This window comes from Lactobacillus sp. ESL0701, assembly GCF_029433445.1.
GTDB lineage: Bacteria > Bacillota > Bacilli > Lactobacillales > Lactobacillaceae > Lactobacillus.
The window spans coordinates 204,889-223,520 of the sequence record NZ_JAQTIC010000002.1 but is presented as its reverse complement, the minus strand read 5'-3'; the positions used below and the strand labels follow the sequence as shown (position 1 = coordinate 223,520).

The 18,632-nt window shown below is 37.9% G+C and carries 8 protein-coding genes; 4 read left to right on the top strand and 4 right to left on the bottom strand.

The genetic code is table 11. The annotated features are described in order from the left end of the window. Positions 1-4: 4 nt before the first annotated feature. Genes yidD through PT281_RS02430 form a run of 3 tightly spaced genes read left to right on the top strand, consistent with a single transcriptional unit; the run spans position 5 to position 1,740 of the window. Positions 5-298 (top strand): membrane protein insertion efficiency factor YidD, encoded by a 294-nt coding sequence (gene yidD / locus PT281_RS02440; protein WP_277151728.1) that lies wholly within the window; start codon positions 5-7, stop codon positions 296-298. An 8-nt stretch (positions 299-306) separates the two neighbouring features. After that, the gene (locus PT281_RS02435) at positions 307-534 is read left to right on the top strand and encodes a DUF2969 domain-containing protein (RefSeq protein WP_277129772.1); all 228 of its coding nucleotides are present in this window, start codon (positions 307-309) and stop codon (positions 532-534) included. Between the two features lie 12 nt (positions 535-546). After that, a complete protein-coding gene (locus PT281_RS02430) occupies positions 547-1,740 on the top strand; it encodes an FtsW/RodA/SpoVE family cell cycle protein (protein ID WP_277151726.1) in 1,194 nt (397 codons plus the stop codon). A 60-nt stretch (positions 1,741-1,800) separates the two neighbouring features. On the opposite strand, the gene PT281_RS02425 is transcribed toward PT281_RS02430, so the two are convergent. Beyond that, positions 1,801-2,262 carry a universal stress protein gene (locus tag PT281_RS02425; RefSeq protein ID WP_277151724.1) on the bottom strand — a complete coding sequence of 154 codons (462 nt, stop codon included), beginning with the start codon at positions 2,260-2,262 and terminating at the stop codon, positions 1,801-1,803. Between the two features lie 46 nt (positions 2,263-2,308). Continuing rightward, complete coding sequence (locus tag PT281_RS02420) at positions 2,309-2,590, bottom strand: hypothetical protein (RefSeq protein ID WP_277151722.1); 282 nt, start codon at positions 2,588-2,590, stop codon at positions 2,309-2,311. A 938-nt stretch (positions 2,591-3,528) separates the two neighbouring features. On the opposite strand from PT281_RS02420, the gene PT281_RS02415 reads away from it, so the two are divergent. Further along, positions 3,529-16,764: an SLAP domain-containing protein gene (locus PT281_RS02415; protein WP_277151720.1), complete on the top strand. Its 13,236-nt coding sequence runs from the start codon at positions 3,529-3,531 to the stop codon at positions 16,762-16,764. Between the two features lie 67 nt (positions 16,765-16,831). Here PT281_RS02415 and PT281_RS02410 read toward each other — a convergent pair whose 3' ends face one another. Both PT281_RS02410 and PT281_RS02405 read right to left on the bottom strand, forming a co-directional pair. Beyond that, positions 16,832-18,139, bottom strand: coding sequence for a replication-associated recombination protein A (locus PT281_RS02410; RefSeq protein WP_277151718.1), 1,308 nt, complete (start codon positions 18,137-18,139; stop codon positions 16,832-16,834). Further along, a complete protein-coding gene (locus PT281_RS02405; RefSeq protein WP_277151716.1) occupies positions 18,139-18,606 on the bottom strand; it encodes a YueI family protein in 468 nt (155 codons plus the stop codon). Before PT281_RS02405 ends, PT281_RS02410 begins: the two co-directional genes overlap by 1 nt. Positions 18,607-18,632 lie beyond the last annotated feature (26 nt).

Sequence of the window (18,632 nt, the reverse complement as noted above, 5' to 3'; positions counted from 1 at the left end):
TAACTTGCGTAAGATTTTGATTTTTTTAGTTAAAATGTATCAAAACTGGATTTCACCGATTTTACCGCCAACATGTCGGTATTATCCAACGTGTTCGACCTATATGATTGATGCCTTGAAAAAGCATGGTCCTTTGTTAGGGTTAATTATGGGTATTTGCCGTATTTTGCGGTGTAATCCTTTTGTTCACGGCGGAGTTGATCCAGTACCTGATAATTTTACTATTTTTCGTAATCCCCATCCTGAAAAGTATGAGGATGAGATCATTGCAAGAAAATTTCACCCAGATGTGAAGTAGGAGATAAAATGTCAAAAAAACCAGAAAATATTAATATTGAAATCAATGAAGTCAAGGGTAAAGAAGTCCCGACTTGGGAAGTGGTTATCCCGAATAAGAAGTCAATTGGCTTAATTGAAAAGATCACTGGCCGTTATCGGGCTACTACTGTCAAAACTAACAATGTTTTATACGCAAAGACACTTGAAAGTAGTGTAAATGACTTATTGTCATACTTTGCGTTACATGAAAAATAGATGTGATGACTAATGGTAAAAGTAGAAAATAAAACGGATTTATTTGACCGGATTGCGTGGAATATCGTTATTCCAGTTATCTTGCTTGCCTTAGTGGGGCTGTATTCGATTTATTTTGCGGCAATTGATGATCCTAGTCACATGGGGAGTCCGATAAAAGCAGTAGTTATGCAAGGACTGTGGTACATCATTTCGCTGGCAATTGTCGTCTTTGTCATGCAATTTGACGCGGATCAATTATTGCGTATCGCCCCGTACATTTATGGCTTCGGTATTATCTTGCTGATTGCCGTCCTGTTTTTCTATAATCGTAGCGTTGCGGGAGATACAGGTGCTAAGAGCTGGTTTAAGCTGGGACCAATTTCATTTCAGCCATCAGAGGTCATGAAGCCGGCATTTATCTTAATGCTGGCGCGTGTTGTTCATGAACATAACCAAAAGTTCGCGCACACGATTAAAAATGATTGGCTGCTGATTGGTAAAATGGCTGGCTGGTTATTGCCGATTGCGATTTTGTTAAAATTACAAAATGACTTCGGAACGATGTTGGTCTTTATCGCCATTGTTGGTGGTGTTGCCTTAGTTTCAGGTATTTCCTGGAAGATTATTGCTCCGATGTTTGCGGCCGTATTTGTTTTGGCGGCAGTTGTGATTTTTATGGTAACGACACCTGGAGGACAGGCCTTTCTTAGTCATTTCTTCCAGGCCTACCAGTTTAAACGAATTATGTCATGGCTCAATCCGGCGACTGACACTTCAAAGGGTGCATATCAGTTATGGCAAAGTATGCAGGCTATCGGCTCCGGACAGCTGTTTGGCAATGGCTTTGGTAAGTTAAGCGTCTATGTACCAGTTCGCGGCTCAGACATGGTTTATTCGGTTATTGGCGAGTCATTTGGCTTTGTCGGCAGCGTAGCGGTTATCTTGCTTTATTTATACCTAATCATTCAAATGGTTAAAATTACCTTTGATACGCGAAATGCTTTTTATTCCTACGTATCCACAGGAGTTATCATGATGATTTTGTTCCACGTTTTTGAAAATGTGGGTATGAGCATTGATTTATTGCCGCTTACGGGGATTCCACTACCGTTTATTTCACAAGGTGGTTCGGCTTTGATTGGTAACATGATCGGGATTGGGATGATTTTATCCATGAAATTTCATAATCGAGATTACATGTTCAGTCAAGCTGGTGACTTTTAAACTTTATAATATAAAAAAAGCATTCAACTCAAGTTGAATGCTTTTTGTGTTGTCTAATAATTATTTGGTTAAAGCTGAATTTTCTTTTGAACGGCAAACCAAAATGTCACAATTTGCAGTTCTAGTAACGTATTCAGTTACACTGCCGATTAATAGACGTTCAACAGCGTTAAGACCAGTGGCACCAATGACAATTAGGTCGACCTGATGCTTCTTAGGAAAATCATGCGCAATAATTGCTTTTGGTGAGCCAAATTCAATTGAAAAGTGGACTTCCTGCACACCTGCTTGTTTAGCGTCCTTGTAGTATTGTTCCATTTTTTCTTTTGCATCACTAGAAACTTGTTCAATCATTTCAGAGTCAAAACTGGACACGTTTTGGAATGATCGCGTATCAATGACGTGCAAGATTTCTAAAGTTGCGTCGTTACGAATGGCAACAGAAATTGCTTTTTTGAAGGCTAAGTCAGCTTCTTTAGAACCATCAACAGCAACTTGGATGTGGTGATATTGTTTCATCATTTAAAAACACCTCTTTCACCATCTATTTTACCAAATTTTTGGTTAATTATTCATTCTTTTGATTAATTAATAGGCTAAAAATCAAAACTGTTAATGAGCTAATAATCAAAGTAACCAAATTGAGATAGCGACTTCTTTGTAATAACAAGAAAATACCCAAAATTATTTCAATCATAAGCAAAATCGAGGTCCAACGCATAATTGTCTTAAAGTTGGCGGTGCTTTTGCTGTTATAGATTAAAAATTGCTTGTCTTGACAGTGCCAGAGATAAAGGGAAGTTATTAGTAAGATCAAGAGATAAATTCCCATAATAATTTTAATAGCCATAAAAAACTCCACAAAAAAACGGTCTTACGACCGTTTACTTAAATTTCAAAATAAATCCGAGTTGACCAAACATAGCATAATGACGCTTGTTGAACCCGCAGTGTTCAAAAATTGAGTAGTAGCGCAGCGAATATGGATCCTATTCAATGATAGTTTTCCGATTCGGTAGTTATTTACTAACTCGCACGTCTTTAGTTTGATCGGTCAACTTTAATACATTTAAGCTTGTCGATCAACTCAGATCAGTTATTATACTACCCAAGATCATAATAAATGTCAAGATTTTAATCCATTTACTAATTAGCGCTTTCAAAGAGAAAATTAATTTTAAAAATGCCTTTGGCTTTAGGTAGTTTTGTATATTTAAAAATGATTAATAATTTACTTGTTAAAAATATTATAAAACGTGAATTACTTAGCTAAAATAGAATATATTAATACTCCTATTGACTAAATTTATCTTATAAATAAGTTTATATAATAATTAATAAAATAAGTTAAAATAATAAAATTAAAATTACATAAATTTATCTTTAAAAATTCCAATAAATTGTATTCATAAATATCATTTAAGTAAGCAACTTAACCAATTTGGCAAAGTGATATAAAAATTATACTATACAAATTGTGTTTTTAAATTAAATCGTATAGTTATTGAATAAACTCAACTGTAGTAAACGCTTTTTTGATTTTTGAGATAATTTTAAATAAAAACATGGTTAGTGTTATTTTATGTTTAATGCTGTATATAGCTGTAATTAAGCGGCTTTAAAGAATAACTTTGCTCTTTAGTAAAAAATATTATTGAGAAAATTCAAGTACTTGTTATTTGTAAAAACACAAATAAAATTCAAGCCTATATTTACATTTTTATTTAAATGTTCTACAATTCCATATGTATATTTGTATTTGTATTGAGAAACAAATAAGGAGTAATTATGCTAAGTAAAAATAATTTCAATGAAAGATTAAGAAAGATGGAAATGCAAGCCAAGCAGGACCGTTTTTCGATTCGAAAATTGAGTATTGGTGCGGCTTCGGTGCTGCTTGGCTTTACCTTTTTTGGGATGGGCAGTCAAAGTGTACAAGCGGATACTGTGACCCCGGCATCGCAGATCAAGGAAGCTGCCAATCAACCAACTTCTACTACTGATTCTGCGGCTAATAATGAATCAGTTGATACGGGTAAAAAGGTAGTTACTACTTCAAACGATAGTAACGATTCGCAAGCTAAAAAAGCTGCCAACGACAAAAAGGAACCAAAGCTTGATACTTATGAAAAGTTAAGTAAATTCTTGCGTGATAGTGTACCTGTTACCGTTAGTGACGGTGATGCAACTCAACCAGCTGAAACACCTAGTCCAGCTGCGCCAACAGCTAAACCGGACCAAAAGCCAACTGCGCCAACAGGTACCAATACCGCAAGCGATATTACCGCTAATAATGGTTCGACTGCACCAGCAGACACTAACAAGCCTGCAGATGGTAAGCTGCCAGCTGATGCCGATATTGCATCCGCAACTGCTAAGCCTAGTCAAAAGCCAGTTACTACTGACCCAGCTGCTGGAGGCGCAACAATCACAAATAGTGACAAGCCAACTGCTCCAGATCAAGACGACAAAAAGAAGCCGGTAACTCAGGAGGAGGGTGTTTCTACACCACCAACAGATGGTAAAGATTTTGCTCAAACATATGATTATACAGTTCATGTTGCTAATTGGAAAGATTTTGTTGCAGCATACAGCAATACACACATATATGTAATTTGCTTAAAAAATAATATTGCTGCTCCAGATGCAGTTGCAAATAGTGCGCTTAATTTTGGTACTCGTTATCTTAATATTACATCTGATACGGCTGCTCCTACAGGTGGATACACACTTGATTTTGGTAATTACACTAAGAGATCTGATAGCAATGGAAATACTAGCTTTTCAAGTGCTTATACTAAATTTAATAATGTGCAAATTTTGTCTAGTGCGGCTGAAGTTTCAACTTGGAAAGACTTTTCTGATGCAATGACGGATTTTACTATTTCTGCAATTAATTTAGAAAATAATATTGCTTCCACCAATACTACTGGTAGAGCAGATCTTAATTTTCCGCAAAGAAAGTTATTAATTCAGTCAGATCCTAATAAAAAAGAACGTTTTGTATTAGATTTGCACTATTCCGGCCCAAGACCTGATGATGGTACAACTGATCAGTATGTTGACAATTTTTTAGGCAGAGGTAAATCTGATGTTACATACAATAATTTAAGCATTTACTCACAAAGTTATTATGGTCTGTCAAATTCAGTTGATGGAACTGATTCTTTATCTAAGCTTACACTTCAAGATGTTGATTTTCATGGTTCACAGGTTACTTATAGTGGTCAATATACTGATATTTATATCAAGGGAACGGTTAATGCTGATGCCGTAGCTTCTTATGTAAGTCCAATTGATCAAAAAAGTTATCAAGCTAATGGTTCTAACTCAGGGGACGGTGGTCAACAATTATTTGAATTAATGGAACAAGGTGAAAATCTTTACTTCACTAAAGGTTCAACTTTTGTGGGTTCAACTTGCGATGGTAATGTAATTGAATTACATGGTGGATCAGATACTACGAATACTACTACAGGAAGAAATAATAGAAATAATGTTTATATTGAAGAAGGTGCAAATGTAACCTTAAATCCTCGTATGCTTGATGGTTCTGATGGTGATAATGCACAAAATACTTCTAAGGCTAGTGGTATTGTGGTTCGTGATGGGGAAGGTTCCGTTTTTGTTAATAAGGGAGCTAACTTAGTTATTAATGTTGGTACTCCAGATTATTCTGGTGTGCTTGATAAACATCGTGCTGCAGCAATTACTTTGACGAGTCAAACTGGTAAAGCTCAAATAATTGACAACGGAACGATTACAATTAATACTAACGGCGATATTAGTGATAGTACTGGCGGTAGTAGTATGGCAAGTGTTCTACTTTATGATCAAGGTACTTTAGATATTGGTGCTGGTGGCACTCTTAATGTATATGGTAAAAATATGCAAAAGTATTCTGGTACTTTAATATATATTGGTGGTAAAGCTGATTTAGAAAATGGTACTTTGGATGTTGAATTACAGAATGATCCTAACCATCCAAATGATAAAAATTACGGTGCTGGTACTGGAAAAATAATGTTGGTTGATGTTGCCAGCACAGATGCTTTAACAGTTAACAACCCACAGAAGTTGGTGTTAAATGCTTCACTGAATACTACTGACGGTACAAGTATTATTGGTAATAATGAAATTGATATTACTAATGTTCGCCAAGTATTCGACTTTTCTGATAAGTTCCCTAATATGCCGCCAATTATGTTGCCAGCATTCCACGTATTAAAGATTAAAAAGACTGATACAGGAATTAGTGTTATCCCTAATGGGATTGAGGTCTTGAATGGTAAGCAATCACTTAGCCAAGCCACTCTTAAGACCATAGCTGGTGACCTGAAGGAAAATCCTGGCCTTGCAAATATTCTGATAGAAGCATTTGGCGTTTCAGATCCCAGCACTTTACTTTCTAAACTTAATGGTCTTGTAACTAATAAGGTGCCATTTGACCAAATTTTTGCAGGTGTTATTGAAAAAGCCTTCTCATCCAAAGGCAATATTGGTTATAACAATATCAAAATGTTGCCAGCTAATTCTGGTGGTTTCTTAAACATTCAAGATGATAATGGAAATATAGGCAAGCCATCATATCATCAAAACGATGATGGTTCTTTAACTGTTAGTGGGAAAGTCACTGGTTATAACAAAGATGTAGATGGTTATGATCAACCGAATAATTTATTTAGTAAGGTGATGCATTGTGGTACCGATATTTATATTGCTGTAAAGATTGGCAACTCAACAGAATACTACAAGCCAACTAAGCCAATTGAAGACCCATATGCAGATACTAATGACGGACCAAAAGGAGTTACTAATGATTTGCCGCATACATATGTAGCAAAGGCTGACCCGACTACTGGTGTATTTTCATTTACACTGCCTGTTGGCTCCTATCAAAAGGGTGATGCAATCAATGTTGTTCCAGAAGCTAACTTTATTAGCTATGATCCTAAAGATCCAGCAGGTAGTCATTCTACAGGATTAAATGATGGCATTGCAGATCCTGCTGAAAAGCAAAAAGATGCAGTCAATGCAATTAATGCGGCAGCAAATAATGCAAAAGAAGCAATCGATACTGCTGCTAAGGCAGATCCTGATCAAACTCCAGAACATCAACAAAAGTATACAGATTATAAGCAAGCAGTTGACGATGCAGTCAATGCAGCTACTGCTAAACCAACTTTAGATAATGGTCAGCCTAATCCAAATTATGATGCAGATAAATCTATTTATGGTTCTGATGATTTTGGTAAAATTAACACGGCTAAAACTAATGCGCTGAATTCAATTAGTGCAGCTCAAAATAAGGCTCAAGCATACAGCGATATTCAACAATATATTGCAAAAGCTAAGGATGATTTGAATAAGGCAGGAGTTGATACTACTGACTTTACAGGTGAAGGCTCTGGCTTAACTGATGCTGATATTGATAACGCGCTTAACTCAATAGCTGCTGATGGTTCTAACAAGGACACGGTTGTTAATGGTGTTAAGCAAACAGCTTTTGGCAAGTATAAGGAAAAGCTATCGACTGCAATTACAGATTATGATGGTACAAAGGGCAACGAATTATCCGGTTTGACTTTACCTACTGGTTCTACGTACCAAAGTGACATTGATAATTCTAAAAATAATGTTGCTAATGATTTAGCCTTTAAGGGTGACGGCAGCGAGTTTACTGGCAGTAATGATATTACTAATGCTAAGAAAGCAATTGATTTGTCTATTGCTAAGGCAAATGCTGCTTCTGAATTGCAAAAGTATGCTAACAGTATGACGGATGCTTATCCAAATTGTACCGCTGCTATTAATACGGCTAATGGTAATGCGCAGGCTGCAATTAGCGGGGAATCTAATATTGCCAACTTGCAAGATGGCACTCATGCCAATGCTAATGCAGACAACCAAGATAGCGTTACTGATGTTAAAAATGGTATTGATGAAATTAACAAGGCCATTGCAGGTTATAAAGATGGGTTAAAGAGTCATCTTAATGCTCAAATTAATGGTGGTACTGATAAAGACGGTAATACTTACGACAGTCTGACTAATAAAGTTAGTGACATGAAGGGTAACCTAAATGGAGCTGGGATTGGTACAGATTCTGATATTGTCCAAGGAATTAATGCTCTTAACAAAGAACTAAATGATGCAGCTGCCATTGCTAAAGACGGTGGCGCCATTGATACTGCGAAGAATGATACGGATGCTGCCACTAAGAATAAGCAAGCACAAGCCTTAATTGATGATGTTACTAAACGTTTGGCTGCTCTTAATAAATTAAAGTTAGCAGCTGATCAGGCTAAACAGACTCACCCTGAACAAGCACCGGCTATCAATGATGCTTGGAAACAAGCAGTTAAAGATGTACTTAATGCAGCTAAGGATACGGACAAGAATACTGATAAGAATGGCAATGGTCCTATTGAAGCAGCAGCTGATAATGGAACTAATGCAATTAATAATGCGGTCTTGCATGGTGATGCAGAAGATGGACTTGACCAAGCTTATCAAGCTGCTAAGACTCGGATTAAGAATTCTGGTTTGTCTGCAAGTGAGCAAGATCAATATAACCAAGCCCTTGATCAAGCATACAAAGCTGCGACTGATAAGACTGATAAAGACAGCAAGGATTCAATTTTCGCCACGAATAATGCCGATGAGATTAATAATCGAAAGCAAAGAGCTCTTAATAAGTTCAACAAGGAAGCTGCTGAGGCTGAAACTGCTGGTTACGCAAATCAAATTAAGAATGACTTAGGTATCACTGGCGCTAATCAGGCAATTGATGATGCTTTAACTAAAGGTGAAAGCTCAATTGATGGAATTTCTGATGGTGATACAACAACTGCACCAGATAATTCCCAGCAGATTGCTGATAAGGAGCAAACGGCTAAGGATAATATTCTTGCGGCAGCTAAACAAGCCGCCCAAGATTTACTTGGACAAAAAGAAAAAGCCGTTGATGATGCTCTTGACAAGCTGGCAACTTTAACTGGCGATAACCTAGCTGCAGCAAAGCAAAAAGCTAAAGATATCGTTGATGCTGCTAATAAACAAATTAATGCCGCCCAAGATAAAGATGGCGTTAAGGATGCCTATAATAACGGTGTTGCCAATCTTAATAATTTATTAACCAGTGAAACTAATAAGGATAAACGCAGTCAAGCTGTTCAGGCAATTAAAGATGAACGTGATAAGGTTTTAGCTGCTCTTGATAAGAGTAAGGGCAAATATCCTGACTTAACTGATGACCATCGTCAGCAATTAGTCAATGATGCTAATAATGCCGCAGCAGCTGGAATTGATGCACTTGCAACAGCAAATGATTCTGAAGTTGAGGACGATAAGAATAAGGCCATTCATAATATCGACAATGTTTTAACTAATGCTGCAAATGAAGACAAGACTGATAAGGAAAATAAAGAAAATGCGGTAAATAAGGCTAAGAATGATGCACTTAATAAGTTAAAGGATGCATATGACGCAGCAAAGTCTAAGGTTAACGGTTATAAGGATACTCAAGTTAGCTCAAGTGATAAGTCGAAGATTATTGATCAGCTTGACGAAGATTATCAGGCTTCCCAATCAGCAATTAATACTGCTACAAATACTGCTGATGTTAATACTGCCGAGCAGAAGGGTGAAGATCAGCTTAAGCAAGATGCTGCTCAAGCCGATCTTGAAGCAGCAAAATCTGACGCAATTACTGATTTAGATACTGAACGTGATAATGATCTTCAGGCAGTTGAAGCTGCACATAATAACCATTCAATTACTGATAAGCAGTATACTGACATGAAAAACCAAATTAATGGCTTCCATGATGCTGGCACCAGCGCGATCAATAAGGACACGACAAAGGATCAAGTTGGCAGAGACAAAGAAACTGCTATTGATGAAATGCAGGGAGTTGTTGATGGTATTTCAGATACGGCTTTGTCTAACAGTAAATCTGACGCGTTGCAAGCTCTTGAAGATGCCGCTACTGCAGCTAAGAAGCATATTGATGGCTTAACTTCTCTTGGCTCAGATGAAAAGAAGACTTTTAAGGATAGAGTGGATGCCGCATTAACTGCCGCTGAAACTGCTGTTAATACTGCAACTACACCTAGTGATGTAACTAGTATTGTGGCAAATGCTAAGCCGAAATTTACTAGTATTAGTGCTGCAGCTGATTTGCAAAACGCTAAGAATGCTGGCAAACATCAGCTGGATAACAAGCAAACAGCAGTTGATAATGCCATTGATGCATTGAAGAACCTTGATACGCCAAGTAAGGATGCTCTGAAGCAGAGTGTTCAAGATGCCTATGATGCTGCATTAGATAAGGTTAATAATCCTAACCCTGCAACCCCAGCTCAAGTTGGCAAGGATGCACAAGCTGGCTGTGATGCTATGCAAGATATTCTTGATAAAGCTCAAGGTCTTGATACTGTTAAAGATCAGGATAAGGTTAAACTAGACCAAGCTGCTCAAGACGCTAAAGATCGAATTAAGCAGACTAATTTAACTGATGATCAGAAGCAAGATGCTTATACAGCAATTGATAATGCTCGCGATACTGCTAAAGCTAATGTTGATAAGGCAACAGACAGTCCTAGTGCTAACCAAGCCGAAAAAGATGGTGAAACTGCAATTGCCGATGCTGAAGCAGCTGCTAATCAGGATTATCTTAATGGCTTAAAGGATCAAGCTGATAAGGATATTGATACAGCATGTAATGATGCCGAAAAAGCTTTAGCTAATGAATGGAACACTTTAACTCCTGCTGAACAAGCTGAAGCTAAGCCGACTTTTGATAAGGCTAATAAAGATATTGAGACTGCTAGGACAGAAGGTAAAAATGCAGTATCTGCTGCTAAAAACAAGCAAGATATTGCTGATGCTGTTACTAATGCTCAAAACACAGCTGCTGCTGCTGAAAATCCAGCATTGTTAGCCTCAGCTAAAGCCAAGGGTAAGCAAGCTATTAAAGATTACGGTGAGAAGATTAAGGGGCAATTAACTAATCAAAATGATAAAGATACAGTTGATTCACTCGTAAACGCTGCTGTGAATGAAATTGATAATACTGATCAGACACCAACAGCTGTTGACAACACAGTTAAGAACTATGAGAACAAAATTGATGGTGTTAAGAATACAGCAGATTCTAATGAAGCAGCCGCAATTAATACAGCCAAGCAAGATGCAATCACGGCTTTAAATAACAAACTAAATGGAGATGGTAAAGGCAATAAGGGTGTTCTTGACCAAATTGATGATTTAAAGGATGACCTAACCCAAGATCAATTAGCTCAATATAAGGATCAAGCTTCAAAGGCTCATGATGATGCTGTAAATAATGTCAAAGGTGATTCTAATACGTCTGATATCACATCTGATCGCGATCAGGGTATTAGTGATATGCAGGCAGCTTTAGATGCAGCGAGTTTACAAGCAGCTAAGAATAAGGCTGATGAAAAGCTAAAACAAGATGCGCAAGCTGCTATTGACAAGATTAATGGTTTAACTAATTTGACTGACAAGCAGAAACAAGATGCCATTGATAAGGTTAATAAAGCAATCTCAACCAAACCTGATGGTGGTCAATATGAGATCAATCAGACGACGGATCAAAGTAAGATTCCTGATATTGTCAATAATACAGAGGATGCTATTAACAATATTACTAATACTGCTTCTAATACTGCTTTCACAGCTGCTCAAAAGACAGCTAAGGATAGCTTAAAGGATAAGGCTGATAAACTTAAGCAAAAGATTAAGGATGATTTAGCTGCCGGCAAATTAAGCGAAACTCAAGCTAATGGTACTGATGGCAAGGGCGGTCTAAACGCAGAAGTTGATAATGCTTTAAGTACAGCAGAAGGAAAGATTAACGCTGCAACTGACCAAGCTGGAATTGATAAAGCTGAAAGTGACGGTAATCAGGCATTAGATGCTGCTAGCGATGACATTAATAAGGATGAAGCCCAAAAGGCTGACTTGGATAAGGTAGCTGCTGCAGTAAATGTTGCAGAGAATGATGCTAAGAAATTACTTGCAGAACACCCGAATATGACCGCTGATCAGAAGCAGAGTGTTTATGATGCAATTAATAAGATTAGTAACGCGGCTAACAATAGTATTAACAAGCATCGTCAGGATTCTGAAAATGCAATTGATAAGATGAATGCTGATGCTAATGATGCTGTTAAGCAATTGACCAACTTAACCAATGGTTGGGATATCAAAGAAAAGGCAGTTGAAAAGTTAAAGGCACATGCTAAAGCTGATCAAGGTACTGTAACCAATACTAATCCTGATTTTGACCAATTAACACCGGCTGAAATTGCGGCAGCTCAAGAGGCTATTCATACAGCCCAACGCGCTGGTGAAGATACAATCTTTGGTTTAGATACTAATAAGGATGACGTGGATAACGTAGAGCAAGGTTGTGAGACAGATGTTGACAATGCATTGCTGCCTTACAAATTATTGAATCAGCAACATCATCAGACAACCGCACTTAATGACTACATTGATGGTCAATCTGGTGCTGATGCAGCAATTGATGCTATGCCTAATTTGAATGCTCAAGAAAAAGCCGACTATAAGCATCAAATTGATACTGCTCGTCAAGAGGCTGCTAAGAACATTAACGGTGTGAAGCTGCCAGATAAGCCAACGAGTGATGATTATGCTGCTGCTGCAAAAGAAGTAGATAATGCGGAAAAAGCTGGCGAAAAGGCTGTTGATGCGATTATTAATAAGGCAAAACTGAATGATCATAAACGGCAGGCTGACAAAGATTTGGAAGATGCAGCTAATAAGGCGAAAACAGATAATCCTGCTTTAGCAGACGATATTGGTAAGGTAGTTAGTGATGCTGAAAAACAAATTGCTGATACTACTAACGCTGACCCAACCGATCCTAACTCTCCAGAAGGTATTAAGAATACCGCGGTTGGTAAGATTAATAAGCTGATTGACGGAGCCAAGATTAACAATCATAAAGGGGATGCAACTAAGAAGTTAGCTCAAGAAAAAGCTGATGCAGATAAGATTATTGACCGTTCACAATTAACTGATGATCAAAAAGATGCAGCTCATAAAAAGCTGCAAGATCTTTATGATGAAGCACAACAGCGACTTGAAGATAATAAAAAGGACGAAAATGGTCAATCGTTATCGGCAGCTGCTTATGAAAAAGAGACGGAACAAATTGCTAATGATTATCAAAAGATGATTGACAGAGTCATTAAACAAAATGAACAAAATACTACTTATCCTTGGTTTGATGACGAAGCTGACAATGCTCATCAGGACCTAAGTGATAAGTGGAACAGCTTTAAAGACGGCTTGTCTGCTAAGCAAAAGGATACGTATAAGGATTTAATTGATACTGTCAATAATAGTATTAAGCAACTTGATAAAACACAAGATGGTCATAAGACTACAATTCCAGATGCAACAGATGCCTATGATGCCGGTTTAACAGCTTTGAACAAGCTTAAGGCAATCAAGGACGTTGAAGATGCTGAAGCTGCAGCCAATGCCGCAATTAATAACAATTCTAACTTAACCGACGATCAAAAGAAGCCGTATGAAGATCAAGTTAATAGTGATGCTAATAATGCAATCAATAATATTCTTGGTGTTACTCCAAGTGCTAACGACACGGTCGGTAACCAAGGTAAGATTGATAAAGCTAAGGGTGATGTTGTTAATGATATGAATACCCTTGCTGATAGTGCTAAGAAAGATGATGCTGGTAAACTTGCTGATGCTAAAACAAATGCAGCAGCTAAAATTGATGCAGCATATAACTCGGCTAAAAAGAAATTAGGGGCTGCTTATCACCCAGGTGGTGAACTTGATCAAGTTCACCAACATGAACTCGACCAATTGAATGGTCTAGCCTTAGATGCTCTGCAAAATGTTGATGATGCAATTAAGAATATCGATAAGGCAGCCGTTAATGAAGCTGGAACTTATGCCAAGGACCAAATTGATAAATTACCTAACTTTACCGATCACCAAAAAGAAGCCTTAAAGGGTCAAATTGATAAGGATGTTGCAGCTGCAACTGGCGACCAAGGTACAATTACGACGGGAACAACTGAGCCAGACACTGTTACTGAGGCTCGTGATACCGCTATTGATAAAATTTTAGCTGATGCAACAGGTAATTCTAATAATGACAAGGATGCTTTAGCTAATGATCCAGCAGTTCAATTAGATAAGGCTAAAGCACAAGCTGAAAATGACTTAGCAGCTGTCTATAATGCAGCTAAGAATAAGTTACCTAAAGGTACTGATACTACTAATCTTGATAATGCTTATAACACTAATAAGAATGTTACTGGTTCAACCCCTCAAGCCATTAAGGATGCTGTCAAGGCAGCTGAGCAAGAAATTGCCAAGGGTGCTATCAAAGATGCAGCTAATGCAGCCAAGAATCACATTAAGAATTTGAAGCATGGAGATGGTTCAGCTTACACTGATGCTGAAAAGAATGCGTTGGATGCCTTAATTGAGAGTGATGTTTCTAAGGCAAATCAGGATATTAATAATTCTACTCAAGATAAAGATGGTATTAGTCAGGAAGAAGCTGAAGCTGCAACTAAAGATGGTACAGTTAGTGGTACTTTAAACGATAATTTGAATACTATTGCTGATGATAGTGCTGGTAATACTGATGCAGATCAAAATGCACTAAATACTGATAAGAATCTTGTAACTAATGCCAAAAACAAGGCTAAGCAAGATGTTATCCAGGCTGGCAAGGATGCCGCTAATGCCGTTGACAAGCTGACTAATCATCAAGATGGAACTCCTTACACTAATGCCGAAAAGCAAGCAATTAAGGATGCTATTCAACATGAAGTTGATAAAGCCAACGGTACTAAAGATAACCAGGGTACTATTGATGCTGCTAAGACAGTTTCTGATGTTGATACAGCTAAGCAGACTGCTATTAATGCCATTAACAAGATTAAAGGTGATTGTGACAATAGTGATGAAGCTGCAATTAATGCAATCATTAATCAAGATTCTAATGTTAAAGAGGAGCGTCAAAATAAGCAAAAAGCCCAAAAAGCTATTCAAGATGCAGCTGATAGAGCCCGTCAAGATTTAGGTGTCGCAAAGAATAGTGACGAAGCAGCCAAAATTGACCAAGCAGAACATGATGCATTAGCTGCGATTAATCAGGTAACTGATGGTGAGTATAAGACCGCCGAAAATAACGGTTTAGCTAATGTGGTTGAAGCGGAAAAGACTACCGCAAAAGATCAATTAGGCAATAATGCTGACACAACGGCAATTGATGCTATTACAAGTGCTGATACAACAAGTGCCAACGTTGCTGATAAGCAATCAGCAATTAAGAATGCTTTTGACGCCAGCAAGAAAAAGCAATCAGCAATTGCTGCGGCTAATAATGCTATTAGTGCAGCCCACAAAAACGCAATTGATAAGCTGCACAGCCAATACGGTCCAAACGCTGATACTTCAAAGACTGATGCTGCATTTAATAAGCATCAAGTTGCTCAAGGCGATACTGCTGAGGCAATTAATGCTGATGCCTTAGAAGCGGAAAAGGAAATTGCTAAGGGTGAAGTGGCAGATGCTGCAGCTAATGCTAAGAATAAGATTGATCATTTGACTAACAAGCCAGATGGTACACCTTATACCGATACTGAGAAGCAAGCTTTGAAGAACAAAGTTGACAAGGAAATTGATGATTACGTTACTCAGGGTGATCGTGACATTGATGCTTCAGATACAGCAGATAAGGTTAATAAGGCTAAAGATGATGCAATTAATAATATTAATAATGCAATTTCTGATAATAATTTAGCTGATATTTTAAACAAAGACCCTAATGTTGCTAAGAATAATGCTGAGACTGCCATTGATCATGCTGTTACAGAAGCCAATGCGGCAATTGATAACAACAAGAATTGGAGTAAGGATCAAAAGGACAAGCTGAAAGATAAAGTTAAGCAAGATGCCCAAGCTGGCAAAAATAAGATTGAGCATGATTCTGATATTAATTCTATTAACCAAGATCGAGATAATACTATTAATCAGATCAAGAATGATTACACTGATGAGGCAACTATTAATACTATTATTGGTAATAATTCTTCATCATCAAATGGTGAAGCTGCACAACAACCTGTACAGCATTCAAATGACAGCGAAGAGGATCTAATCTTGATGCATAACGCCTATCTTTACGATGAAAACGGCGAACGTGCTAACATGGTTGACTTAAAGGCTGGTTCAGTTGTTAAGACTTATGGTAAAGAGAAGATTGGTGACAAGGATTACTTTGTCTTAATCGACCATGGTGCTAATGATAAGAAGTATTACGTGGTATGTACTAATATCAACAGCATCCACACGACTTTGAAGCATAATGCCTATGTTTACAATGAATATGGTCAAAGAATTAAATCTCGTCATGCTATCAAGGCAGGTACTAATATTGCTACTTTCGGTGATGCTGTTACGATTCGCGGTATCAAGTATTACATTATTGGTGAGAATAAATTTGTTCGGGCTACTAATGTATCAGAGTCAGATGCTGCTGATACTGAAACTGTAACTAAGACTGCTAAAGTTGAGGCAACAGTTGGTCCAATTAGCGACAAGCCTGATGCACCAGTTCAAAAGAAGATTATGCATAATGCTTATGCTTACAATGACAAAGGTGTTCGTGCAAATGGTTTGATTTTCAGTGCTGGTACAGTTATTACAACTGCTGGTGCTAAGTCAATCGACGGTGTGATTTATTACGAACTCGATGATGGTATGTATATTAAGGCTGCCAATATTGATGCCAAGAAGTTGCGCTTGCAGCACAATGCTTACATTTACAGCCAATATGGCAATCGTGAAGGTAAGCGGGTGCTTAAGAAGCATAAGTTAGTTAAGACTTATGGTAACCCAATTTCAATTCATGGCAAAAAGTATTACATTACAGCCAAAGGAAAATTTGTTAAGAAAGCTAACTTCGATAAGAAATAAGCTTTAAATTAAAAATGTCCCAAATTGTTAAAATGACAATTTGGGGCATTTTTTGTTTTATATAGAATTACTTCTGCTTGTTAAGACCATCTTTCTGCATTTGCTGCAAAATCTGGTATTGTTTCTTGAGTGCTTTTTCAATTTTGGAATTGCCCTTGGGCGTAAAATATTGCTTACCAACTAATTGATCTGGTAAGTATTGTTGGGCAATCCAGTCATTAGGGTAATTATGAGGATAAGTATAACCTGTGCCGTGACCCAACTTTTTGGCACCAGAATAATGGGCATCCTTAAGATCGGCTGGAATTGCACCAATGTCATTTTGACGAACATCACTAATGGCGGCATCAATTGCTGCCATTGCACTGTTACTTTTAGGTGAGAGTGCTAATTCGATAACTGCGTTAGCTAAAGGAATGCGTGCCTCGGGAAAGCCGAGATTTTGGGCGGCTTGAATGGCAATAATTGCATGTTGTGCTGCTGCAGGATTGGCTAAACCAATGTCTTCATAGGCAATAACACTCAAGCGCCGGCAAATAGAAACTAAATCTCCGGATTCGATTAAGCGCGCTAGGTAGTGCAAGGCAGCGTCAGTGTCAGAACCACGAATTGATTTTTGAAAAGCCGAAACTAGATCGTAATGACCGTCGCCGGAGGCGTCAAAGTTTTGACTGCGCATCTGAATAGAATCGGCCATTTCTTGCTGAGTAATGGTAAAGCCAGTGTCTTCTTTTCCAGCAGCAATCAGTTCCTGCTTGGTTGACCGCACTGCTAGTTCTAGACCGTTTAAGGTTGCTCGTAAATCGCCATTTCCTTTTTGAATTAACAATTTTTCCGCATCATCGGTTAGTTTTACCTGATATTCACCAAGACCATTTTGCTTATTGGTTAGAGCGCGTTTAATTGCTTGCGCAACATCGTTTTCAGCTAATGGTTTAAGTTCAAAAATCTGACAGCGTGATCTAATAGCAGGAGAAATTGAAATATATGGATTTTCAGTTGTGGCACCAATCAGAATAATTTGTCCAGATTCGAGCAGTGGCAGAAGATAATCCTGCTTAGTTTTGTCCAAACGATGAATTTCATCCAGTAATAAAATTACTGTCCCGCTCATTTTGCCTTCAGCGGCGACCTGTTCTAATTGCTTCTTACTGTCAGTGGCAGCATTAAGTTTGCGAAAAGCATATTTGGTTGAACCGGCAATTGCACTGGCAATACTGGTCTTACCAATTCCCGGCGGTCCATATAAAATCATGGAAGAAAGTAACTTGGCTTCAACCATGCGGCGAATAATCTTACCAGGACCAATCAAATGCTGCTGACCAACAACTTCGTCAAGATTTTGTGGGCGCATGCGATAAGCTAACGGCTTCATTAATTTCCTCCATGAAAGAGTCGGTGCCAGAAGCTTGGCTTTTTCTTTTTAGACTGTCCTAATTCCATTTTGGGCATTTCTGGCGGATAAACTTGACCAATTTCAACGCGCATCTTATTGATTGCAGTCTTAGCCACTACAAGAACGGCGGTATCTTGGGCGCCAGTTCGTGCAGTTTCATTATTGACGAGGGTAAAGGGAACATTGTATTGCCCACATTTAGCTTCGATTTGGTCCAAAAATTCACCGCTTAAATTGCCGTTAATTAAGATTGAATAATTACGATAATCAGCAAAATGTTCTAAAAAAGTGGTAGTTAATTCAGGCTTTTCAACTTCAGTATTGTCCATTCTAACCAATACGCGCTCACGCAAAGAGCCCAAAAAGCGCCGCCGCTCATCTGGTTTAGTTTGCGGAGTAATTCCTTGAGCAGCATTTTCAACTCGAGTATTCAAATCTTCTGTCATAACTGATATTTCTTCTTTCTTGGATA